Annotated in this window: 22 protein-coding genes; 15 read left to right on the top strand and 7 right to left on the bottom strand. The window is 69.2% G+C overall.

What is annotated here, in order from left to right; all coding sequences use genetic code 11:
- Positions 1–59: 59 nt before the first annotated feature.
- A complete protein-coding gene (locus Q8O26_RS00375) occupies positions 60–875 on the bottom strand; it encodes a DUF3108 domain-containing protein (RefSeq protein ID WP_305572363.1) in 816 nt (271 codons plus the stop codon).
- 221 nt (positions 876–1,096) lie between these two features.
- Here Q8O26_RS00375 and Q8O26_RS00380 point away from each other — a divergent pair, with 221 nt between their 5' ends.
- The 3 genes from Q8O26_RS00380 (at position 1,097) to Q8O26_RS00390 (ending at position 4,899) form a co-directional block, all read left to right on the top strand.
- Positions 1,097–2,761: a heparinase II/III family protein gene (locus tag Q8O26_RS00380; RefSeq protein ID WP_305572365.1), complete on the top strand. Its 1,665-nt coding sequence runs from the start codon at positions 1,097–1,099 to the stop codon at positions 2,759–2,761.
- 101 nt (positions 2,762–2,862) lie between these two features.
- Positions 2,863–4,461, top strand: coding sequence for a bifunctional phosphoribosylaminoimidazolecarboxamide formyltransferase/IMP cyclohydrolase (gene purH / locus Q8O26_RS00385; RefSeq protein ID WP_305572367.1), 1,599 nt, complete (start codon positions 2,863–2,865; stop codon positions 4,459–4,461).
- Positions 4,462–4,509: 48 nt separating this feature from the next.
- Positions 4,510–4,899 (top strand): heavy metal-binding domain-containing protein, encoded by a 390-nt coding sequence (locus Q8O26_RS00390; protein ID WP_371134405.1) that lies wholly within the window; start codon positions 4,510–4,512, stop codon positions 4,897–4,899.
- Positions 4,900–4,991: 92 nt separating this feature from the next.
- On the opposite strand, the gene Q8O26_RS00395 is transcribed toward Q8O26_RS00390, so the two are convergent.
- Both Q8O26_RS00395 and Q8O26_RS00400 read right to left on the bottom strand, forming a co-directional pair.
- Positions 4,992–6,386, bottom strand: a complete 1,395-nt coding sequence (locus tag Q8O26_RS00395) for an MFS transporter (protein WP_305572369.1) — start codon at positions 6,384–6,386, stop codon at positions 4,992–4,994.
- A gap of 98 nt (positions 6,387–6,484) precedes the next feature.
- Positions 6,485–7,048, bottom strand: a complete 564-nt coding sequence (locus Q8O26_RS00400) for a carboxymuconolactone decarboxylase family protein (RefSeq protein WP_305572371.1) — start codon at positions 7,046–7,048, stop codon at positions 6,485–6,487.
- 142 nt (positions 7,049–7,190) lie between these two features.
- On the opposite strand from Q8O26_RS00400, the gene ggt reads away from it, so the two are divergent.
- Positions 7,191–8,948: a gamma-glutamyltransferase gene (gene ggt, locus Q8O26_RS00405; protein ID WP_305572373.1), complete on the top strand. Its 1,758-nt coding sequence runs from the start codon at positions 7,191–7,193 to the stop codon at positions 8,946–8,948.
- A 106-nt stretch (positions 8,949–9,054) separates the two neighbouring features.
- Positions 9,055–9,447 carry a hypothetical protein gene (locus Q8O26_RS00410; protein WP_305572374.1) on the top strand — a complete coding sequence of 131 codons (393 nt, stop codon included), beginning with the start codon at positions 9,055–9,057 and terminating at the stop codon, positions 9,445–9,447.
- Positions 9,448–9,519: 72 nt separating this feature from the next.
- On the opposite strand, the gene Q8O26_RS00415 is transcribed toward Q8O26_RS00410, so the two are convergent.
- Positions 9,520–10,494, bottom strand: a complete 975-nt coding sequence (locus Q8O26_RS00415) for an NADPH:quinone oxidoreductase family protein (RefSeq protein WP_305572376.1) — start codon at positions 10,492–10,494, stop codon at positions 9,520–9,522.
- Positions 10,495–10,673: 179 nt separating this feature from the next.
- Here Q8O26_RS00415 and Q8O26_RS00420 point away from each other — a divergent pair, with 179 nt between their 5' ends.
- On the top strand, positions 10,674–11,384 hold the full coding sequence (locus tag Q8O26_RS00420) for a YdcF family protein (protein ID WP_305572378.1): 711 nt from the start codon (positions 10,674–10,676) through the stop codon (positions 11,382–11,384).
- 31 nt (positions 11,385–11,415) lie between these two features.
- Positions 11,416–12,150, top strand: a complete 735-nt coding sequence (locus Q8O26_RS00425) for a 1-acyl-sn-glycerol-3-phosphate acyltransferase (protein WP_305572380.1) — start codon at positions 11,416–11,418, stop codon at positions 12,148–12,150.
- A 19-nt stretch (positions 12,151–12,169) separates the two neighbouring features.
- On the opposite strand, the gene uvrC is transcribed toward Q8O26_RS00425, so the two are convergent.
- The gene (gene uvrC, locus Q8O26_RS00430) at positions 12,170–14,197 is read right to left on the bottom strand and encodes an excinuclease ABC subunit UvrC (protein WP_371134406.1); all 2,028 of its coding nucleotides are present in this window, start codon (positions 14,195–14,197) and stop codon (positions 12,170–12,172) included.
- A gap of 62 nt (positions 14,198–14,259) precedes the next feature.
- Positions 14,260–15,015: an SDR family oxidoreductase gene (locus Q8O26_RS00435; protein WP_305572384.1), complete on the bottom strand. Its 756-nt coding sequence runs from the start codon at positions 15,013–15,015 to the stop codon at positions 14,260–14,262.
- Positions 15,016–15,548: 533 nt separating this feature from the next.
- On the opposite strand from Q8O26_RS00435, the gene Q8O26_RS00440 reads away from it, so the two are divergent.
- The 6 genes from Q8O26_RS00440 (at position 15,549) to Q8O26_RS00465 (ending at position 20,307) form a co-directional block, all read left to right on the top strand.
- Entirely contained in the window at positions 15,549–16,220 is a 672-nt protein-coding gene (locus tag Q8O26_RS00440) for an outer membrane protein (RefSeq protein ID WP_305572386.1), read from the top strand.
- Positions 16,221–16,339: 119 nt separating this feature from the next.
- Positions 16,340–17,101, top strand: coding sequence for a heme ABC transporter permease (locus Q8O26_RS00445; RefSeq protein WP_305572388.1), 762 nt, complete (start codon positions 16,340–16,342; stop codon positions 17,099–17,101).
- Positions 17,102–17,109: 8 nt separating this feature from the next.
- Complete coding sequence (gene ccmD, locus Q8O26_RS00450; RefSeq protein ID WP_305572390.1) at positions 17,110–17,292, top strand: heme exporter protein CcmD; 183 nt, start codon at positions 17,110–17,112, stop codon at positions 17,290–17,292.
- Positions 17,289–17,855: a DsbE family thiol:disulfide interchange protein gene (locus tag Q8O26_RS00455; RefSeq protein ID WP_305572392.1), complete on the top strand. Its 567-nt coding sequence runs from the start codon at positions 17,289–17,291 to the stop codon at positions 17,853–17,855. The genes ccmD and Q8O26_RS00455 overlap by 4 nt, the downstream gene beginning before the upstream one ends.
- 84 nt (positions 17,856–17,939) lie before the next feature.
- Positions 17,940–18,716: an enoyl-CoA hydratase gene (locus Q8O26_RS00460; RefSeq protein WP_305572394.1), complete on the top strand. Its 777-nt coding sequence runs from the start codon at positions 17,940–17,942 to the stop codon at positions 18,714–18,716.
- Between the two features lie 154 nt (positions 18,717–18,870).
- On the top strand, positions 18,871–20,307 hold the full coding sequence (locus tag Q8O26_RS00465; RefSeq protein WP_305572396.1) for a homospermidine synthase: 1,437 nt from the start codon (positions 18,871–18,873) through the stop codon (positions 20,305–20,307).
- Between the two features lie 245 nt (positions 20,308–20,552).
- Here Q8O26_RS00465 and Q8O26_RS00470 read toward each other — a convergent pair whose 3' ends face one another.
- Complete coding sequence (locus tag Q8O26_RS00470) at positions 20,553–21,044, bottom strand: CinA family protein (protein WP_305572398.1); 492 nt, start codon at positions 21,042–21,044, stop codon at positions 20,553–20,555.
- Positions 21,045–21,325: 281 nt separating this feature from the next.
- Between Q8O26_RS00470 and Q8O26_RS00475 the strand changes: the two genes are divergently transcribed.
- On the top strand, positions 21,326–22,165 hold the full coding sequence (locus Q8O26_RS00475) for an ABC transporter ATP-binding protein (protein ID WP_305572414.1): 840 nt from the start codon (positions 21,326–21,328) through the stop codon (positions 22,163–22,165).
- A 1-nt stretch (position 22,166) separates the two neighbouring features.
- Positions 22,167–22,946, top strand: coding sequence for an ABC transporter permease (locus Q8O26_RS00480; protein ID WP_305572400.1), 780 nt, complete (start codon positions 22,167–22,169; stop codon positions 22,944–22,946).
- The last annotated feature ends 6 nt before the right edge of the window (positions 22,947–22,952 follow it).

A 22,952-nucleotide genomic window follows, 5' to 3' on the forward strand; every position in this document is an offset into this window, starting at 1 on the left:
TCCGATTCGTCGCACTGCCCAGAAAGTGAGCATCTTGCCCAGCGCGAGGGCGGAGGGCCTCAGCGGCTGGTCGAGGCCGTCGTGGTGGGTCCGCCGAGCTCCAGGCGCGTCGGCTGGATTTCGGCCATGCCGACCGGGGTTCGGATGGCGATGCGGGCGGGAACGAGCGCCCGCGTGCCGGCGACCGGCGCGAGCCAGATCTGCATGTCGCGGTTCGCCTCCATCGGTGCGGTGACGGCGGGGCGATGGCCGGCAATCGGCCGGTAGCGGGCATTGCAGACGACCGCCGGACCGTCATAGCCCGGCACCTTCAGGTTCTCGGTCCGGGCGAAGGAGAACGACAGGTCGTAGCGCTGGCGTCCGTCGAAGACCGGAAAGGTCTTGGCGCAGGCTTCCGCCACCACCGTCGGACCCGTGCCGGGCACGAAGAACAGGCCAGCCGAGAGCGGGTCGAGGACGCCCTGGCGGTGGGTTGCGGTGACGGGAACCTCGTCTGCAGCGGCCGGGCGATCCGGCTCGGCCGAATGGGACCGCACGGATCCGCCGGCCATGGCCATACGGATCGCATCGTTCTGCTGGGTGGTGTTGAGGGTCAGGGTATAGTTGGCCGGCACGGCGCGCCCCGCTAGGATGCGTCCGGACGCCATGGCCGAACCGCGGCCCGAGGCGATGACGCGCGACACGCCCGACAGCCGCAGCGACACCGAGGCCTGGTAGCTGTCATGCGAGACGCGGCCCTCGAACCCGGCGATGCCGACCTGCAGCCCTCCGATGAGGATTTCGTAGCGCGCGGAAACCCGCTCCTGCGCCAGCGCCGGGACGGCGAGACATGACAACAGCGCGGCGGCTGCGAAGGGCAGGGTCGATCGAGACACGGGACACACTCCAGGACCAACGGTGCCGGACAGCGCCACCCGGCATGACCCGCATCAAAGCGCGAAATGGTTAATGGCTTGGAAATCGGACTGTGGCTTGATGGTCGGAAATGCGTCGACCAGCTGTAGATGCAAGGTCGGCGGTCGGGCGGACGGCCCGTCGCAGAGGGAGGCGCGGAGCATTGTCGGCGGGATTGACCACGTGGATCGGGGAGCGTTGGGTGGCCCTGTCGCTCGTCGTGGCGGCCAGCCTGCGCGCCGCGGCGGCGCTGCCGGCGCTGCCGGGCCGTCTGCGCGTCGGCATCGGCGCGACGCCCGCGCCCGCCCTCGTCCTCGTCCCGCAGGACCTGCGCACCGCCGATCCGGTGCGGGCCGACGAGTTGATCGACGGCGTCTATGTCTTCGCCGGCCGCATCGTCACCAGAACCGATCCGTTCGCCGCATCGCCCCCCAATGTCGAGTGGGCCGAGGCGCTGGCCGGCTTTTCCTGGCTTCGGCACCTGCGCGCCGCCGGCACGCCGGAAGCGGCCGAGGCCGGCCGGCGGCTGGTGACCGCATGGATCGACGCGCAGGCGCGCGGCCGGCCCATGCCCAACTCCGTCGCGCTCTCGGCCGAGCGGATCCGCGCCTGGATCGGCGCCTCCGGCCTGCTGCTCGCCGGAGCGGACCAGGTCTTCTACCGGCGCTTCTCTCGCGCCCTCTGGCGGCAGGTGCGCCAGCTCGACTTCCAGATCGCCCGCCTGTCTCCCGGCATCGAGCGGCTGGCGGTGCTCGTCGCCCTGGTCACGGCGGGGCTGTGCATGGACGGCGAGGACAGACTGGTGGCGCGCGCCTCCCGCCTTCTCGGCGAGGAGCTGGACCGCCAGATCCTCCCCGACGGCTGCCATGTGAGCCGCGACCCCAGCATGCTGGTGGGGCTCGTCCTCGATCTCCTGCCGCTGCGCCAGCTCTTTCCTGCCCGCAACGCCACACCCCCTGCCGCGATCCTCACGGCGGTGGACCGGATGATGCCGATGATCCGCTTCTTCCAGCACGGAGACGGCACGCTCGCCCGGTTCAACGGCATGGGCCAGACCGCCATCGACCAGGTCGCGACGGCCCTCGCCTATGACGAGACGCGCGGCCTGACCCCGGCTTCGGCGCCGCGCGGCGGCTATGAGCGGCTCGAGGCCGGCGGCACCATCGCCCTGATCGATACCGGCCCGGCGCCGCCCCCCGCCTTCAGCGCCAGGGCCCATGCCGGCTGCCTCTCGCTCGAACTGTCCTCCGGGCTCGAAACGATCGTCATCAATTGCGGCAGCCCCTCCCTCCAGCGCGCCACCTGGCGCATGGAGGCGCGCAAGACAGCCGCCCATTCCACGGTGACGGTGGCCGAGCGGTCGTCGATGACCGTCGGCCGCGGGCTCTACACGGCGGGGCTGGTCCTCTCCGGGCCGCGGGAGGTCTCTTGCCAGAGGCTGGACCTGACGCTCGACGCCCGCCACGACGGCTATCTTGGCCGGGCGGGTGTCCTGCACCGCCGTCGCCTGCGCCTCGCCGCGGCGGGTGACCTGCTGGAAGGCGTCGACCGGATCGAGGGCGAGGACCGGGCCTATGTCCTGCGCTTCCACATCCACCCGGCCGTCATGTTGATCCCCACCGAGCACCCGCGCGCCGCGCTGCTGCGCCTGGCGAGCGGGGAAGGCTGGCGGTTCCTGGCGGACCAGCCGGTGGCCATCGAGGAGAGCGTCGCGCTGACGCTCGCCGAGGGGCCGCGCCGCACGCTGCAGCTCGCCGTGGCTGTGCCCTCCTCCGCTGCGGTTCCCGCGGTGTCCTGGTCGTTCCAGAAGCTCGAGCGTCCGCGCCCGGCCCCCGCCGCCGAGGCCGAGCCCGAACTGCCGCTCTGAACGGCGCGCGAGGCCTGCGGCCCGCAAAAGCGGTTTCGGGCACGCTGTACGCGTGCTAGAGCGCGCGACAATCCCCATCGTGCCCGCCGGAGCCGCCCGCCTTGCCGAATGCCACGCCCATTTCCCGTGCCCTTCTCTCAGTGTCCGACAAAACCGGGATCGTCGATTTCGCCCGCGACCTCGCCGCGCTGGGCGTGGCGCTGGTGTCCACCGGCGGGACCTACAAGACGCTGAAGGATGCGGGTCTGGCGGTCACCGAGGTGGCCGAGCTCACGGGCTTTCCGGAAATGATGGACGGCCGCGTGAAGACCCTGCACCCGACGGTCCATGGCGGGCTGCTCGCCATTCGTGGTCATGCCGAGCACGAGGCCGCCGCAGAGGCCCACGGCATCCTGCCGATCGACCTCCTGGTGGTGAATCTCTACCCCTTCGAGGCGACGATCGCCCGTGGCGCCTCGTGGGACGACACGATCGAGAACATCGACATCGGCGGTCCCGCCATGATCCGCGCCGCCGCGAAGAACCACGAGGCCGTGACGGTGGTGGTCGATGCAGCCGACTACGCCGCGGTCGTCGCGGCCATGAGGGCCAATGGCGGCGCCACGACCGTAGACCTTCGCAAGCGCCTCGCCGCCAAGGCCTATGCCCGCACTGCCGCCTATGACGCGGCCATTTCCAACTGGCTCTTCGACGCGCTCGACGAGACCGCGACGGCCTATCGCGCCTTCGGCGGCGCATTGGCCCAGGGCCTGCGCTACGGCGAGAACCCGCACCAGTGGGCGGCCTTCTACAAGACCCCCCAGAGCGCCAGCCCGCGGCCCGGCGTCGCGACGATCCGTCAGTTGCAGGGCAAGGAGCTCTCCTACAACAACATCAACGATACGGATGCGGCCTATGAGCTGATCGGCGAGTTCGATCCGGCACGGACCGCGGCGGTCGCCATCATCAAGCACGCCAACCCTTGCGGCGTTGCTGAGGCATCGACCCTGCTCGAGGCCTATGAGAAGGCCTTCGCCTGCGATCCGGTATCCCCCTTTGGCGGCATCATCGCGCTCAACCGCACCCTGGACGCGGAAGCGGCCCGCAAAATCGTCCAGATCCTGACCGAAGTGATCATCGCACCTGACGCGACCGAGGAGGCAAAAGCCATCCTCGCGACCAAGAAGAACCTGCGCCTGCTGCTGGCGGGCGGGCTGCCCGACCCCAAGGCTCCCGGCATCAATGTGAAGACGGTCGCTGGCGGCCTGCTGGTGCAATCGCGCGACAATGCCGTCGTCGACGACCTCCAGCTCAAGGTCGTCACCAGGCGTGCGCCGACGCCGCAGGAACTGACCGACCTGCGTTTCGCCTTCCGCGTCGCCAAGCACGTCAAGTCGAACACGATCGTCTATGCCAGGGACGGCGCGACGGTGGGCATCGGCGCTGGCCAGATGAGCCGGGTCGACAGCGCACGCATCGCCGCCCGCAAGGCCGAGGATGCGGCTGTCGCCGGCGGCTGGACCACCCCGCTCACCAGGGGCTCGGTGGTCGCCTCCGACGCCTTCTTCCCCTTCGCTGACGGCCTTCTCGCCGCCGTCGAGGCGGGCGCCACCGCCGTCATCCAGCCCGGCGGTTCGATGCGCGACCAGGAGGTCATCGACGCGGCCGATGCCGCCGGCCTCGCCATGGTCTTCACCGGAATACGCCACTTCCGACACTGAGCACGCATCCCCACATCACAGGCGGGCGACCCCCGAGGAGACCATCCCATGCTGCTTTCCACGACGCCGGCGCTCGAGGGCGGCCGGATCATCCGCTACAACGGAATCGTCACCGGCGAGGTCATCCTCGGCGCCAACATCTTCCGCGACCTCTTCGCCTCGATCCGCGACATCGTCGGCGGCCGGGCGGGGTCCTATGAGACCGTGCTGCGCGACGGGCGGACAACGGCGTTCCAGGAAATGATGGCGGAGGCCCAGCGCCTCGGCGCCAATGCCATCGTCGGTATCGACATCGATTACGAAACGCTCGGCAAGTCCATGCTGATGGTCTCGGTCTCCGGCACGGCCGTCACCGTCGAGATGCTGATGGGCCAGCAGGCGCCGATCCAGCCGACCGGAATGGGCGGTTCGGTGCCGCCCTGGGGCGGCCAGCGCTGACCTGCAGGGCAATTGTCGGGATCATCGCGTCATGGCCCGGCACGAGACCGGGGCTGACGAGACAGTGACCGGATCCCCCGCCGGGGAGAGTTTCACGCAGCCCGCTCGGTCCGGACATAAACGAGGACCGCCGCGCCGATCAGGAACATGATCGCCAGCATGCCGAGTCCGGCGCGCTGGTCGTTGAGGGCGAGGGTCACGACGCCGGCGAGGAACGGCCCGACAAAGGCCGTGACCTTGCCCGACAGCGCGAAGAGCCCGAAGAACTGGCCGATCTGCGCACGCGGGGCGAGTTGCACCAGCAGCGAGCGCGAAGCCGCCTGGAGCGGGCCCGCCGCAGCGCCGATCAACCCGCCGAGGGCGAGATAGACCTGTTCGGGAGCGGTGGCGAAGAGGCCGTCGCCCGCTGCCGGCAGGGCGGTCTGGAAGACGAAGAAGACGTGGCCGGGGCCGATCAGCAGGATCGTCACCACGGCGAAGGTGAGGATCCCGATCGAGCCGAGGATGACAGTCTTGGAGCCGAGCGTGTCGTCGAGCCGGCCGCCGAGCAGGGCGCCTGCCGTGCCGGTGATGGTCAGGAAGATGCCGAACAGGCCGATCTCGATGGTGGCCCAGCCGAAGACGCCTGCGGCATAGATGCCGCCGAGGGCGAAGAGCGCCACCAGCCCGTCCATGTAGATCATGTTGGCGATCAGGAAGACCAGCACGTTGCGGTGCTGGCGGACCTCCTTCAGCGTCGCCCTGAGGCTCGCCATGCCCGACCTGACCGCCGCGCCCATGCCCATCCGGGCGGGCACGTCCGGCGTGAAGAGGAAGAGCGGGATGATGAAGACGATGAACCACAGGGCCGTCAGGGGGCCGGCGGCGCGATCACCCTCCCGCAGTGCCGGATCGAGGCCGAAGAGCGGTTCGAGCCCGACCAGGGTGCGCCCGGTCTCGGGGCTGGCGACGAGGAAGCCGAGCATGAAGATCAGCGAGGTCATCCCGCCGAGATAGCCGACCGCCCAGCCGAGGCCGGACAGCCGCCCGATGCGCTGGGGCGGAACCAAGGTCGGCATCATCGAATTGTTGAAGACGGTGGCGAATTCGGCGCCGATGGTGGCGATGACGAAGGCGACCAGCACGATGGCGACGGTTTCCGGTGCGCCGGGACGGCCGAACCACAGGAGGCTCGCCCCCACCACCAGCAGCAGTCCGAAGGCGGCGATCCACGGCTTGCGCCGGCCCGAGGCGTCGGCGATGGCACCGAGCACCGGCGAGAGGATGGCGATGGCGACGCCGGCGGCGCTGGTGGCGAAACCCCACATGGCCTGCCCCTCGACCGGGTTGGCGGCGATCGCGCTGGCGAAAAAGGGGGCGTAGACGAAGGTGTTGATCAGCGTGAAATAGGGCTGCGCCGCCCAGTCGAACAGCACCCAGCCGGCGATGGCCTTGCGGGGCGCCGGCTGGACGGCGGTCTCGCCGGAGACGATGGCCGTGGGCGACATGGGGGTCCTTGGAAGAGTTCCGCGCCGAATGGACGAATCAGGAGTCGCGATGGTTTGCGGGGGCTGCAAGCGATGCGGAAATCACAATCCGGAGAGGGTCATTCGGGCCAGCGGGCGAGGCCCTCGGCACCATCGGCTGGCGTGCGCCCGACGTTGAGGACGAGGGCGAGCAGCGAATAGATGCCGATGAGGGTCGGAATCTCCACGGCACCCTGTTCGCCGTGGCGCGCGACGATGCGGGCATAGGTCGTGTCCGACCAGCGCTTCGTCGTCAGGAGTTCGGCGACCGCATCGTAGATCAGGGCCTCGTCGGTGCTCATCGCGTCGGGACGGCGGCCGTCGGCGAGGGCGGCGAGGATCTCCTTCGAGACGCCCGCCTTCTCCGCTTCCATGGCATGCACGGACCATTCGAACTGCTGCGAATAGGAGCGCGCCACCTGGCAGATGGCGAGTTCCTTCAGGTCCTCGGACAGGCACGAGCCGTAGCGCAGGCGGCGGCCCAGCGCCTCGACGTCGATCATCACCTTGGGCGAACGCATCAGTGGCGCATAGGGGCCGAAGGGCTCGACGCCGCGGCGCTTGCGGAAATCCGCCGCGGCGGCTTCCTGCTCGGGCGTGTAGGCGGCGGGGGCGATGGGCGGCAGGCGGTCGGGGGCGGCCATGGACGTGTCTCGCGTCGGTTGTTCTTATGGGGTCGCGCGGACGTGACCGACTCACCTCCGCAATCGCGCCCATCATGGCTTTCGCGGGCGACTTGCCAAGGGCCGCCGCTGCGGGACGGCAGTGCGTCGGGAGAGGACGGGAATGCGTCATCGGAATGTTCTGGCCTTGCTGGCCGTCTCCGCCGCCTGGCTGATGCCGCCGGCCGCACTCGCCCAGTCGGTGCCGGCACCGGCCGTCGCGCCCTGGCCGATCATTGCCGAGGCGGCGCGCGTCCATCCGTCGCTGGCGCCGAACGGCATGGTGGCGAGCCAGGAGGCGCGGGCAACCCGCGTCGGGGTCGAGATCCTGAAGCGCGGCGGCAATGCGGTCGACGCGGCGGTGGCGGTCGGCTTCGCACTGGCGGTGACACTGCCGCGGGCCGGCAATCTCGGTGGCGGCGGCTTCATGCTGGTCCATCTCGCCGAGAGGGGCGAGACGGTCGCGATCGACTATCGCGAGACGGCGCCGGCGGCGGCGACGCCGACCATGTTCCTCGGGGCGAATGGGGAGCCTGACCCGCGTCTGTCGCGCGAGACCGGGCTGGCCGCAGGCGTGCCCGGCACGGTGGCGGGCCTCGCCGAGGCGCATCGCCGCTACGGCTCGGGGCGGCTCAGCCTCGCCGAACTGATCGCCCCCGCTATCCGGCTCGCCCGCGACGGCATACCGGTGGACGAGGACCTGGCGGATTCGCTTCCCCGGGCCGCGGCGCGGCTCGGCCGCTTTCCCGCCTCGCGGCGCATCTTCCTCAAGGCCGACGGCAGCGCCCTCGGCCAGCGCGAACGGCTGATGCAGGAGGACCTCGCCCGCGCGCTCGAGGCCATCGCCCAGCAGGGGCCGGCCGGGTTCTACGAGGGCGCGACGGCGGCGCGCATCGTCGCCGCCCTGGCAGAGCATGGCGGCATCATGACGGAGGCGGATCTGCGCGCCTATCGGCCGGTGATCCGCCCGGCCGTGCGCGGCAGCTACAAGGGCTATGCCATCGCCTCCATGCCGCCACCCTCCTCGGGCGGGGTGCATCTCCTGCAGATGCTGAACCTTCTGGAGCCGATGGACCTCGGACGGCGCGGCCACAACAGCGCCGAGACGATCCATCTCATGGTCGAGGCGATGAAGCTTGCCTATGCCGACCGGGCGCAGCACCTCGGCGATCCCGACAGCGTCACCGTGCCGGTGCGTGGGCTCACCGCCAAGGCCTATGCGGATTCGCTGAGGGGACGGATCGATCCGGAGCGCGCCCGTCCCTCGGCCGAGATTCGCGCCGGCGACCCGGCGCCGCACGAGGGCGAGCAGACGACGCATTTCTCGGTGGTGGACCGCCACGGCAACGCTGTGTCCAACACCACCACGCTGAACTTCTCCTATGGCCTCGGCCTCGTCGCCGAGGGCACCGGCATCCTGCTCAACAACGAGATGGACGACTTCGCCGCCCGGGCCGGGGCGGTGAACGCCTTCGGCCTCGTCCAGGGCGCCGCCAACCTGCCCGGGCCGGGCAAGCGCCCGCTCTCCTCGATGACGCCGACCATCCTGTTCCGCGACGGCAAGGTGGCGATGGTCACGGGATCGCCGGGGGGCAGCCGCATCATCACCATCACCCTTCAGACCATCCTCAATGTCATCGACCACGGCATGAACATCGCCGAGGCGGTCGCCGCTCCACGCATCCACCACCAGTGGCTGCCGGATGCCATCGACATCGAGGGCGGGCTGTCGGTCGACACGCTCAGGCTGCTGGAGGCGCGGGGCCACCGGATCGCGCCGCGCGGTGCCTTCGGCAACGTCAATGCCATCCTCGCCGTGCCAGGCGGCTGGGCCGGGGCGGCGGACAGCCGCCAGCGCGGCACCCTGGCCGCGGGGCACTGAGCGGGTGGCACCGGCGGCTCCTCTTGCCATAACGCTGTCAGCAAGGGGGCGGCGAAGGGGTCCGGCCCCATTGACCGCAACGCTGGTTTGTTCTCATAATGTTCCAATGAACAGAGGCCGAACGATCCACGCTTTCGACGCCGGTATGCCCTCCGCCCTGAGGGTCTCCGGCCTTGCCGCGCGCTTCCATGCCTGGCGCGGCGTTTCCGGGCGGCGCTATCTCGCTACCGTCCATGCCGCCGCGACCGCTCCCGCCTATCAGGGGGCCGTCATCGTCCTCGCCCGTGCCGAAGCCGACGGCACGCGCGTCGCGCTCTGGGCCGGCCGCTCGCCGGCTTCCCCCGCCGCCCTCGCGCGCCTCGCCCAGATGAAGCGCGCCGAGGAGGTGCATGTCCACCTCATCGCCGAGAGCGAGGCGGACCGCGCCGCTGCCGAGGCCGATCTCAGCACCGTCGCGCCGCAGCGCGCTTCGGTGCCGCGGTCCCTGGCCTCGACCTGAAGGGACGGTTCCGGCGCGGCGGTGGTGCCGGGGACGCGTCAGGATCTCCGCAAGAGGATCCGGGAGTCAGGATCATGGTGTCAGGATCACCTTGCCCTGGGCCCTGCGGCTGGTCAGCACCCCGAGCGCTTCCGCGATCTGCTCCAGCGGCCAGGTGCCGTGGACATGCAGCGACAGCTTGCCCTCGGCGGTCCAGCGGGCGACCTGGACGAGGTTGTCGCGGTTTCTCTCGGGCTCGCGCTGGGCGAAGGAGCCCCAGAACACGCCGCGGATGTCGCAGCCCTTGAGCAGGGTCAGGTTGAGCGGGATCTTCGGAATCTCGCCGCCGGCGAAGCCGATCACCAGGAAGCGCCCCTCCCAGGCGATGGCGCGCAGCGCCGGCTCGGCCAGCTTGTCGCCGACGGGATCGTAGATGACGTCAGGGCCCTTGCCGCCGGTCAGCGTCCTGAGTCCCTCCTTGAGGTCGTGGGTGGCGTAGTTGAGCGTCTCGTCGGCCCCATGCGCACGGCAGAATGCGAGCTTCTCGTCGGAGGAGGCGCAGGCGATGACCCGGGCGCCCATGGCCTTGCCGATTTCGATGGCCGCGAGGCCGACGCCGCCCGCCGCGCCGAGGACGGCCAGCGTCTCGCCCGGCTTCAGCTGGGCACGGTCCTTAAGCGCATGGATCGTGGTGCCGTAGGTGATCACCATGCCGGCGGCCTGAGCATCGGACAGCCCGTCGGGGATCGGCGCCAGCGCTGCGGCCTTGACGACGATATGGGTGCGCGCGGCACCGTGGGAGATGTTGCCGAGGACGCGGTCGCCGACCTTCAGGCCGCTCGCGCCCTCGCCGAGGCTCTCGACCCGGCCGGCGAATTCGGAGCCGGGCGAGAAGGGTAGCTCCGGCTTCACCTGGTACTTGTTCTGGATGATCAGGTTGTCGAAGAAGTTGAGGCCGACCGCGGCGACCCTGACGACCGCCTCGCCGGGTCCGGCGACCGGATCGGGCAGATCCTCGACGACGAGGCTTTCGGGCGGCCCATAGGCCTTGCACAGGACGGCTTTCATGACGACGCACTCCAGGGACGGGTCGGAAAGGCTTCGACGGCGGCCCGCCGCAAGTCAATCCCGGCCGAAGGAAGGGCGGCGAACGCCGGCCCGCGACACCGGCCTCTCGCGAGGCAAACCATGGCAGCCGACCACGAACGGGACTTCTGATTGCCTCATTCGGTGCTATTCTATCTCTCATGACGCTCCTGCGCATCGACAGCGCGCCCGGTCTGGCGCCCGGATCGAAGGTCTCTCCCCGGCCTTCGCTGCTTCGCGCGGTGCTGCGGCCGTCCTTCCTGATCCCGGCGCTGACCGCTGCCGCCGTCCTCGGGCTCGGCGGCGGGTTCATCGCCTTCGCCGAGACGGCCACCCGCCCCTATGATCCCGACAGCCCGCGCACCGAGGCGATCGTGGCGATGACGGGCGGCTCCTACCGGGTCAGTGATGCGGTGACCCTGCTCGGCGCCGGCCACGGTCGCCGCCTCCTCATCAGCGGCGTCAACCCGATGGTGCGCGAGCGCGAACTCGCCCGTGCGGTGCCGTCGGCCTCGCCGCTCATGGCCTGCTGCATCGACCTCGATCACCGCGCGCTCAATACCCGCGGCAATGCCATCGAAACCGCGAAATGGACGCGGCTGCACGCCTTCCGTTCGCTGCTCGTGGTGACCTCGAGCTATCACATGCCGCGGACCATGCTGGAGTTGCAGCGGATCATGCCGGACGTGCGGCTGGTTGCCTTTCCGGTCCAGACCGGCGCGATCCATCCGCAGCGATGGTGGAAAGACGCAGCGAGCGTGAAGATTCTCGGCGTGGAATATGCCAAGTACCTGATGGCGGCGGTGGGACTGCGGCTGGACCGGGCGACCGCCGATCCACCCGTCCCGCCACTGCGCACCGCCCGCAGCTGATCCGCCGGACCGGGCGGCAAGGACCCGCCCGATGCTTCATCTGCGTTCCCTCGTCTTCAACATCTTCTTCTACCTGTGGACGGGGCTGCTGCTCCTCGTCATGGTTCCGCTCATGCTCCTCCCCGGCGACCGTCTCATCCTGGGCATCGGGCTCGTCTGGGGGCGGGGCAATCTCTGGGCGCTGCGCGTCATCTGCGACCTGAAGGTCGAGTGGCGCGGGATTGAGAAAATTCCCGACGGCGCCATCCTCGTCGCGGCCAAGCACCAGTCGGCCTGGGAGACCTTCGCCTTCTTCCTGCCGTTCCGCCGGCCCGCCTATGTGTACAAGCGGCAGCTCGCCTATGTTCCGCTGTTCGGCTGGGCGGTCTGGAAGGCCCGGCAGATCCCGGTCGACCGCGGCAAGAAGGGCGAGGCGCTCGCCTCGATCACCGAAGGCGCCAAGACGGCGGCGGCCATCGGCCGGCAGGTGATGATCTTTCCCGAGGGCACGCGGCGGCCGGTGGCCGCGCCGCCGGACTACAAATACGGCGTTGCCCATCTGTACCGGACCCTCGAACTGCCGTGCCAGCCTGTGGCGCTGAATTCCGGCATGTTCTGGAGCCGCAAGTCCTTCACCCGCCGACCGGGCACCGTTCTGGTCGAATTCCTCGATCCGATCCCGCCCGGCCTGTCGGCGGCCGACTTCGCCGAGAAGCTGGAGGCCGATATCGAGGGCGCGACCAACCGGCTGATCGCGGAATCGCGGGCCCGCGGCGAGGGCGAGTAACCGCGTCCGGCGTGCCGCCTCACCCCTGCGGGTGGAAGAAGTTATAGACGGCCTGGGCCGTCGCGGCATTGATGCCAGGGGCGAGCTGGAGGTCGCCGAGGCTGGCGCGCTCGATCGCTTTCAACGTGCCGAAATGGTTGAGCAGGGCGCGCTTCCTCGCCGGGCCGATGCCGCCGATTTCGGCGAGGCCGGCCGAGCGGATGTCCTTCTTGCGACGGCCTCGATGGGTGCCGATGGCGAAGCGGTGCGCCTCGTCGCGCAGTCGCTGGACGAAGTAGAGCACGGGATCGCGCGGTTCGAGCCGGAAGGGCTCGCGTCCCGCCATGTGGAAGGTCTCGCGCCCCGCCTCGCGGTCCCGGCCCTTGGCGATGCCGACGAGCGGCACGTCGGCGATCCCGAGGCCGGTGAGGATGGTCTGGGCGGCGGCGAGCTGGCCCGGGCCGCCGTCGATGATGACGAGATCGGGCCAGGAGCCGTCGGCTTCGACCTCCTCCGCCGCGCCGGCCTCGCCATCCGTCTCCGCGCCGTCCTCGGCGACAGCCTTGGGGGCATCCTTCAGCAGCCGCTTGAAGCGCCGCTCCAGCACCTCGCGCATCATGCCGAAATCGTCGCCGGGCGCGATGTCGGACTTGATGTTGAAGCTGCGGTAGTCGCGGCGGCGGAAGCCCTCCGGACCCGCCACGATCATGCCGCCGACGGCGTTGGAGCCCATGATGTGGGAATTGTCATAGACCTCGATCCGGCGCGGCGGGGCCGACAGGCCGAAGGCGCCGGCGAGGCCCTGAAGGAGCTTCAACTGCGATGCGCTCTCGGCGAGCTGGCGTCCCAGCGCCTCGCGGGCATTCTGGGCGGCATGGTCGACGAGATCTTTCTTCTCGCCGCGCTTGGGGACCTGCACCTCCACACGTCGGCCGGCGAGGGCGGAGAGGGCGTCTGCGAGAACCGGCTGGTCCTCGACCTCGTGGGACAGGAGGACGAGGGTCGGCGGCGGCTTGTCGTCGTAGAACTGGGCGACGAACGAGGCGAGGACCTCGGCGGCCTCCAGCGACCGGTCGGCCTTGGGATAGTAGGCGCGGTTGCCCCAGTTCTGCCCGGTGCGGAAGAAGAAGACCTGAATGCAGGTCTGCCCGCCCTCCTGCACCGCCGCGAAAACGTCGGCCTCCTCGACACCGCGGGGATTGATGCCCTGGGTCGCCTGGATGGCAGAGAGGGCGGCGAGGCGGTCGCGATAGACGGCGGCCCGCTCGAATTCCATGGCCTCGGCGGCCTCCTCCATCTGGCGGGCGAGGAGCTGCTTCACCGCCTGGCTGCGGCCGGAGAGGAAGAGCTTGGCCTCCTTCACCAGGGCGGCATAATCGTCCGGCGCGACCTCGTCGGTGCAGGGTCCGGCGCAGCGCTTGATCTGGAACAGGAGGCAGGGCCGGGTGCGGCTGTCGAAGACGGCGTCCGAGCACGAGCGCACGAGAAAGGCCCGCTCCAGCGCGTTGATGGTGCGGCCGACCGCCCAGGCCGAGGCGAAGGGGCCGAAATAGTCGCCCTTGGCGGCGCGGGCGCCGCGATGCTTGACGATGCGCGGGGCGGCGTGGTCACCGGTGATCAGGATATAGGGAAAGGACTTGTCGTCCCGCATCAGAACGTTGAAGCGGGGGCGCAGCTGCTTGATGAGATTGGCCTCAAGCAGCAGCGCCTCGGTCTCGGTCTTGGTCGAGACGAATTCCATCGCGGTGGTAGCGGCCACCATCCGCACGATGCGGCTGACGAGGCCTGTCGGCCTTGTATAGGAGACGACGCGGCGGGCGATCGACTTCGCCTTGCCGACATAGAGCACCTCGCCCTTGGCACCGATCATCCGGTAGACGCCGGGACCCCTGGGGGCGTGTTTCACCGCCGCCTTGATGACCTCCATGCCGGCGGCGACCGTGCCCTCGCCCGGCGCATCGTCCTCCTCGGCGGCGAGGTCGAGGATGAGGGTTTCGGGCTCGTCCGCGGCGGCAGCCTCAGGGTCCGAGAGGTCGGGGTCGATATTGGTGCGGCCGGGGCGAGTCATGATGGGCGATATATAGGCGATCGCCGCGTCCGGCATCTGGCATCAGTGGAAGGCGCGCCCGGCTATTCGCGCACGCCGTCGACATCCGGGGTCTGCCAAATCAGATGCTGGCCGCCGTCGACGGGGATGGTGACGCCGGTCACGGCCGTTGCGCCCGCGAGGTAGAGGACGGCCCGGGCGATCTCGTCGGGCGGGCTGCCGGTCCGCGTCAGGGTGGCGGCGGTCTGGCGGGCAAAATCCTCAGGACCCTGACGGTGGCCCTGGAGACTGGGGCCCGGCGCGACCGCATTGACGCGGATGCGGGGGGCCAGGGCCTGCGCCATCGCCACGGTGGCGGCGGCGAGCGCGGCCTTGGTCAGCGCATAGGAATAGAATTGCGGCGTCGGCTTCAACACCCGCTGGTCGGTGATGTTGACGATGGAGGCGCCCGCGGGGGCCTGCGCGGCGAAGTCCTGGGCGAGGAAGGACGGGGTCTGGATATTGACACGGAACTGGCGGTTCCACACCTCGCGCGTCAGCGAGCCCAGATGGTCCTCGGCGAACTCGCTGGCATTGTTGACGAGCAGGGTCAAAGGCCCCACCGCGGCGCAGGCGCGGGCGACGAGACCGTCGACATCGGCCGGTTCGGCGAGATCGGCAGTGACCACGGCGGCGCGGCCGCCCGCCCCTACGATATGCCTCGCCAGTTCCTCGGCTTCGCCTTGCGACCGGTTGGCATGGATAGCGACGGCATAGCCCGCTGCCGCCAGTGCCTCGACGATGGCGCGGCCGACCCGCCTCGCGCCGCCCGTCACCAGAGCCGTGCCGATCTCGCTCATCTGCGTTCCCATCCCCTGGTGCCGCACGCGGCGACGACATGATCCCGGTGGTGCCGATATGCCACAGGCGGCGTTGCCGTGCCGGTCCCACATGGAGTCAGTATCGGCGGGGCCATCGACTTGCGCCCGGGGGTCCTGCCGCATTGCGTCATGCTCTACGCTGGCTCAGGGACCGCGGTTCACTTGCATGGCCCGCGGAAGGCCCGCCGGACGCCATGATTGCGACACATCACGCGGGAGGAATTCCAGCATCTATTCCGAGGTTTCAAATAAAAACTTTCGATTGCACGCGGAATAACAGAATATTTCCTATTGTGTTCTGGCGCGATGCGCCTCAATTCAGCCAACAACCGATGAAAATGAACGCTCATGCCGTCGCCTGACGGCTGCGCATCCTTCGTTCGGTAACGCTCCATTAAGGACACGGCGAAGGAACACGCGATAATTCGAACGAATGCGGTTATGGATTGTTCACCGCATCACATCAGGGACGGGGCCGGTCGCCGGCATCGTTCGTGGGACAGGAGTTGACCATGAAGAAGATCGTCTGGGCCGCGGCTGCAGCCGCCACGCTCGCCACCCCGGCCTTCGCCGCGGATATTCCGCGCCGCCAGCCGATCGCCGACGCCGTCTACGCTCCGGGCGCCCCGGCCGGCGTCTGGACCGGCTTCTCGATCGGTGCCCATCTCGGCGGCGCTTTCGCGTCGAACTTCCGCAACAATGCCGGCTACGGGCTCGGCAGCGCTTCGGGCGTCTTCGGCGGCCTGCAGGCCGGCTATGACTGGCAGATCAACCGCGTCGTGCTCGGCGTCGCCGGTGACATCTCCTACGGCAGCATCTCGCGCCGCTTCGTCGCGGTCGGCCCGGCCGTCGACGTCCGCGCCAGCGAGAACTGGCACGGGTCGCTGCGCGCCCGTCTCGGCTATGCCGTGCAGGACAACCTGCTGCTCTACGCCACCGGTGGTCTCGCCCTCGGCCAGATCCAGGCCCGCGAACTCGCTCCGGCGGTCGCCCGCCAGACGCGGTCGCTCACCGGCTGGACGCTCGGCGTCGGCGGCGAATACATGTTCACCCGCAACGTCTCGGCCCTCGTCGAATACCGCTACACCGACCTCGGCCGCTCGGCCTTCACGGCGCTCAGCGGCGCGCCGCGCATCGGCATGAACAGCCACACGATCCGCACCGGCGTGAACTACCGCTTCTGATCCGCCTCACGCAGGCGTGTCCACCGACGGCCCGGGTTCGCCCGGGCCGTCGTCGTTTTCAGACGTCCCGGTTGATCGGCCGCATTGCCAGCCCGGCCCCCGCGCTCTAGAAAATGGGCATGGCGCTGACAGACTTGGCCAATCCGACACGATTTCTCGCGCTGGTCGCCCGCGCGCTGCCGTGGCTCGCCGCCGCGACCGCCGTCGTCATGGCCATTGCCTTCTACCTCGCCTTCTTCGGCTCGCCCGCCGACTACCAGCAGGGCAGCACCGTCCGGATCATGTATGTCCACGTGCCTTCGGCCTGGCTGTCGCTGTTCTGCTATGCGGTCATGGCGGTGGCCTCGATCGGCACACTGGTCTGGCGCCATCCGCTCGCCGACGTCTCGGCCAAGGCGGCGGCACCGATCGGGGCGGCCTTCACCTTCATCTGCCTCGCCACCGGCTCACTCTGGGGCCAGCCGATGTGGGGGACCTGGTGGATCTGGGACGCGCGGCTGACGTCCCAGCTCGTCCTCCTCCTGATGTATCTCGGCCTGATGGCGCTCTGGCGCTCGGTCGACGATCCCGGCCGGGCCGGCCGCGCCGCCGCCGTCCTGACGCTCGTCGGCACCATCAACCTGCCGATCATCAAATTCTCCGTCGACTGGTGGAACACCCTGCACCAGCCGGCCTCCGTCTTCCGCCTCGACGGCCCGACGATCCATCCGTCCATCCTGACCCCGCTGCTGGTCGCCGCCATCGCCTTCACCTTGCTCTTCGTCACGTTGCATCTGGCGGCGATGCGCAACGAGATCCTGCGGCGCCGGGTGCGCGCCATGCAGATGGTCGCGGCGCAGCGCGAGATGCCGGCGGGCGCCGAGCCCGTTCCCGGGGAGTGAACGCCATCATGTTCGGTTCCGATCCCCATACCGGCTTCATCTTCGCGTCCTATGCGGTCACCGTGGTGACGCTGGGTGCGCTCATCGTCTGGATCGTCGTCGACCACCGGACCCAGAAGACGCGGCTCGCCGCGCTCGAGGCCCGCGGCGTCACCCGGCGCTCGGCCCGCAGTGGGGGCGTGTCGTCGTGACCGAGACGGCAGCCTCGGCGCCGAAGCGCCGCTCCTGGTTCGCCTACCTGCCGCTGGTGCTCTTTGCCGCTTTGGTCGCAGTCTTCGTCGTCGGTCTGCGCGGTGATCCGCAGCGGCTGCCCTCCGCCCTGATCGGCCGGCCGGCACCGCAGTTCGAACTCGCGCCCCTCGCCGGCATCGACCGCCCGGGCTTCCGCACCGCCGACCTCGCCGGCCATGTCACGGTGGTCAACGTCTTCGCCTCCTGGTGCATCCCCTGCCACGAGGAGCATCCCTTCCTGATGGAACTGGCGAAGGACACGCGTATTCGCATCGCCGGGATCAATCAGAAGGACCAGCCGGACAATGCGCGCCGCTTCCTCGGCCGCAACGGCAATCCCTATGCGCTCATCGGCGTCGATCCGGCCGGGCGTGCGGTGATCGACTGGGGCGTCTACGGCGTTCCCGAAACCTTCGTCGTCGGCCGCGACGGTACGATCCTGTTCAAGCATGTCGGGCCGATCACCGCGCAGGTCCTGGCAGGGATCATCCGGCCCGAGGTCGAGAAGGCGCTGGCGCGGTAGAGCCGGCGCGACCTCCGCCGAATCGCCGGGATGCGCCGCCGGCCGCACCGCCGCACACTCCGCCGGATCCACCGGAGGACCGCCGTGACCGAACTCCTCATCGAACGCCACGGCCCGGTGGCGGTGCTCGTCCTCAACCGCCCGCAGGCGATGAACGCCCTGTCGCAGTCGCTGATCCGCTCGCTGACGGCCGCCGTCGCCGCCCTCGGACGCGACGAAACGGCGCGGGTCCTGGTGCTGACGGGTGCCGGCGAGCACGCCTTCTCCGCCGGCCTCGACCTGAAGGAGCTCGGCGCCTCGTCCGGCCTCCTCGGCATGGTGGAGGGCGGCGGCGAGAGGCCGAACCCGATCCGCGCCATCGAGCAGTGCCCGAAGCCGGTGATCGCCGCGGTCAACGGCGTCGCCATCACCGGCGGGTTCGAACTGGCTCTCGCCTGCGACATCCTCATCGCCGCCGAGACGGCGCGCTTCGCCGACACGCACCAGCGCGTCGGCGTCATTCCCGGCTGGGGCTTGAGCCAGAAGCTCGCCCGCATCATCGGCCCTTCCAGGGCGAAGGAAATGGCTTTCTCCGGCCGCTTCGTGACGGCGCCGGAGGCCAGCGCCTGGGGCCTCGTCAGCCGCACCGTGCCGCCGGGCGACCTGATGGCGGAGGTGCTGGCGCTGGCGGGCGAGATCGCCGAGGTCGATGCCGGCTTTCTCGCCGACTACAAGCGGCTGATGAACGAGGGTTACGACCTGCCTTTCGGCGAGGCGATGGCACTGGAGGCGGAGTGGTCGCGGCGCCACAACAGCGCCCTCGCGCCTAACGATCTTGCCGCCCGCCGGGAGGGCGTCCAGTCCAAGGGCCGGTCACGCTGAGCGGGGCCGGGCCTGCCGTCATCATCACGTCACGCGAAGAGGGTGTTGACGGAAGGGTCGCGTCGTGTCCAAGAACGCGCCGCTATCACATCCGGGTCCCGGCTTAGCCGCCGCGGACCCGTTTTCAGTTTCCATGCAAGATCGGAGACCTCGCATGAGCTCATGGCCCGTCCATCATGAAATCACCGGACCGATCGTCATGATCGGCTTCGGATCCATCGGCCGCGGCACGCTGCCGCTGATCGAGAGGCATTTCAAATATGATCAGGCGCGCCTGACGGTCATCGATCCGGTCGACACCGACCGCAAGCTCTTGGACGAGCGCGGCATCCGCTTCTTGCAGGCGCATGTGACGCGGGAGAACTACAAGGAGCTGCTGACGCCGCTGCTCACCGCCGGCGGCGGCAAGGGCTTCTGCGTCAACCTGTCGGTCGACACCTCCTCCGTCGACATCATGGAACTGTGCCGCGAGCTCGGAAGCTTCTACATCGACACGGTCGCCGAGCCCTGGGCCGGCTTCTATTTCGACGAGAGCATGGGTCCTGCCGAGCGCTCCAACTATGCGCTGCGCGAGCGCGTCCTGGCCGCCCGGGACCGCAATCCCGGCGGCATCACCGCGGTCTCCTGCTGCGGCGCCAATCCCGGCATGGTGTCCTGGTTCGTCAAGCAGGCCCTTTTGAACATCGCCACCGACCAGGGCATCGCCTTCACCGAGCCGAAGACCAAGGCGGAATGGGCGGCGCTGGCGGCGAAGGTCGGCGTCAAGGGCATCCACATCGCCGAACGCGACACCCAGCGCTCAAAGAAGCCGAAGCCGGCCAATGTCTTCGTCAACACCTGGTCGGTCGAGGGCTTCGTGTCGGAAGGCCTGCAGCCGGCCGAACTCGGCTGGGGCACGCACGAGACCTGGATGCCGGCCAATGCCGGCACGCACGAGACCGGCTGCGGCGCCGCCATCTATCTGCTGCAGCCCGGTGCCAATACCCGCGTCCGGTCCTGGTGCCCGACGCCGGGTGCCCAGTACGGCTTCCTCGTCACCCATAACGAGGCCATTTCCATCGCCGACTACCTGACGGTGCGCGATGCGGCCGGCAAGGTCACCTACCGGCCGACCTGCCACTACGCCTATCATCCGGCGAATGACGCGGTGCTGTCGCTGCACGAGATGTTCGGCGCCGCCGGCAAGCGGCAGGATAGCTGGCACATCCTCGACGAGAACGAGATCGAGGACGGTATCGACGAGCTCGGCGTGCTGCTCTACGGCCATGCCGGCAACGCCTACTGGTACGGCTCGCAGCTCTCCATCGAGGAGACGCGGCGCATTGCTCCCTATCAGAACGCCACCGGGATGCAGGTGACCTCGGCCGTGCTCGCGGGCATGGTCTGGGCGCTGGAGAACCCGGAAGCCGGCATCGTCGAAGCCGACGACATGGATTTCCGCCGCTGCCTCGAGGTGCAGAGGCCCTATCTCGGGCCGGTCATCGGCACCTATACCGACTGGACGCCGCTCGATGGCCGCCCGGGCTTCTTCCCGGAGGACATCGACACCTCCGACCCCTGGCAGTTCCGGAACATCCTCGTTCGCGACTGAGCGGAGCGAATTGCATGCGAAGGGCGGGCCATGGGCCCGCCCTTCGTGTTTTTTGGGTTTCATTGAAGGAATGCCCCACCCGCACCCTCCCCTCTGGCGAGGGGAGGGGACTATGACGACCCGAACCGTCCGGGGCCGTCGAGCCAGGCTCGACCGGTGATAGAAGGCGCGACGCGGTAGTCCCCCTCTCCTCGCGCCAGCGAGGGGTGGGTGAGGGTGGGGCATGTCCGGCCTGTTACCGTCCCTCAACCCCGGCCTTCCAGCACATCCTCGAACAGCCCGAGCGCCGCGGCAGCGAAGGCGCGCATGTTGGCGCCGCGGTCGGCCGATCCGGTGTGCAGCGTCACGGCTTTCAGCACCGGTCCGTCGAGGCCGAGGCAGGCATGGCCGGCGGGATCACCGTAGCGGTTGCCGGTCGGGCCCGTGGCGCCGGTCTCCGACAGACCCCAGGTGGCGCCGTGGCTCTCGCGGATGGTCTTGGCCATCAGCGCCGCCCAGGGCTCCGAGGCCGAGCGGATGCCGGATTCCACCATCTGGCGGGTCGAGATGCCGAGCAGGGCGTCGCGCGCCTTCGGCGTGTAGACCACGGCGCCGCCGAGATAATAGGCCGAGGCGCCGGGGACCGAGAGCAGGGCCGCGGAGATGAGCCCGCCGGCGGAGGATTCAGATACCGCCACGGTCTCCTTCCGTTCGACGAGCAGGCGGCCGATGCGGGCGGCGATGGCGTCGAGATCCATGGAAGTCTCCGATCGAAGGCAGGCCGGCGAACCCTGCCCGAGCCGGCAGGAAGGCGCAACGCGGCCGTCGGAGGGAACCGCCAAGTCCCGCCGGGCGGTCTGATGGGCGGTCTCATGATCGGCTCCCGTCCGTCGCCTGGCATCGTCGCTTGGCATCCGTCTTGCCACGACGAAGCGACATTCAGCGCCGCTGCGTCGCCCAGCCAGGATTTGCCATGTCCCTCGCCCTCGCCGCCGTCGCTCCCGTCCATGACGACGACGCGGCTGCCCACAAATCAGGCATGTCGCCGCTGGTGTCGCATACCCGGCCCTTCATCGAGTTCGAGAAGGTCTCGGTGCGTTTCGGCAAGGGCGACAGGCAGGTCCAGGCGCTGGCTGAGACGAGCCTTTCCATCCACGAGGGGGATTTCGTCGCGCTCGTCGGCCCCTCAGGCTGCGGCAAGTCCACCCTTTTGAAGCTGGTCGGCGACCTGCTGAAGCCTTCTACCGGCCATGTCTTCGTCGGCGGGCGCGAACTCGGCGCGACGCCGATCCGCATCGGGATGGCCTACCAGAACTCGACCCTGCTGCCCTGGCTCACCATCCGCGACAACGTCATGCTGCCGCTGAAGATCGTGCCGCCATTCCGGTCGCAGTTCCGGGCCAAACGCAGGGGCGAGTTCCGCGACCGGGCCGAGGCGCTGCTGGCGCAGGTCGGCCTCGCCGGCTTCGGCGACAAGTTTCCCTGGCAGCTCTCCGGCGGCATGATGCAGCGGGCGAACCTCTGCCGCGCCCTCGTCCACGAGCCCGATCTGCTGCTCCTCGACGAGCCCTTCGGCGCCCTCGACCAGTTCACCCGCGAGGAGCTCTGGCAGATCATGCAGGAGCTGTGGATGGCGAAGAAGACCACGGTGCTCCTCGTCACCCACGACCTGCGCGAGGCGGCCTTCCTCGGCAACCGCATCTGCGTGATGAGCGCCAGGCCCGGTCGCATTCTCGACGATTCACCCGTGAGCTTCGCCCGGCCCCGTACCATCGACATGACCTACGAGCCGGATTTCGTGGCGCTGAACCAGCAGCTGCGCCGCCTTATCGTCGAGGCCCGCGGCGGCACCGGCATCGTCCAGGCGGGAGGGCACTGACATGGACGGCATCATGGATCTGGTGCGGCGCAAGTCCGCCTCCATCGCGCTGATCATCGGCGTCTTCGTCTTCTGGGAGCTCGCCTGTCTCGTCGGCGGCATTTCCGACATCGTGCTGCCGCGCCCGACCCAGATCATCGCGTCGCTGATCGAATATTGGCCGGCGATCCAGCCCCATGCGGCGCAGACGCTGTTCACGACGCTGGTGGGCTTCGCCATCGGCGTCGTCATCGGCATCCTGTTCGGCGTCGGGATCGGCTCCTCGCGCCTCGCCTATGACACCGCCTATCCCCTCCTCGTCGGCATCTCGTCGATCCCCAAGGTGGCGGTGGTGCCGATCTTCGTCCTGTGGTTCGGCGCCGGCACCGTGCCGGCCATTCTCACCGCGGCGATCATCTCGATCTTTCCGATCGTCGTGAACGTCGCCACCGGCATCGCCACGGTTGAGCCGGAACTCGAGGATGTCATGAAGACGCTGAAGGCGTCGAAGTGGGACATTCTGTGGAACGTCTCGCTGCCGCGCTCCATGCCCTATTTCTTCGCCTCGCTGAAGGTGGCGGTGACGCTCGCCTTCGTCGGCTCGGTGGTGGCCGAGACGGTGGCCTCCAACCGCGGCATCGGCAATATGATGATGGTCGCCTCCTCCACCTTCAACGTGCCGCTGGTCTTTGCCGGCCTCTTCATCCTCGCCGGCCTCGGCGTCGGGCTCTATGCGTTGTTCTCCATCGCCGAGAGCCGCGTCACCGGCTGGGCCCACCGCAAGGATCTGGCGGTGACCTGAAGGGCC

Origin of the sequence: Phreatobacter sp., from assembly GCF_030691135.1 — a bacterium.
GTDB lineage: Bacteria > Pseudomonadota > Alphaproteobacteria > Rhizobiales > Phreatobacteraceae > Phreatobacter.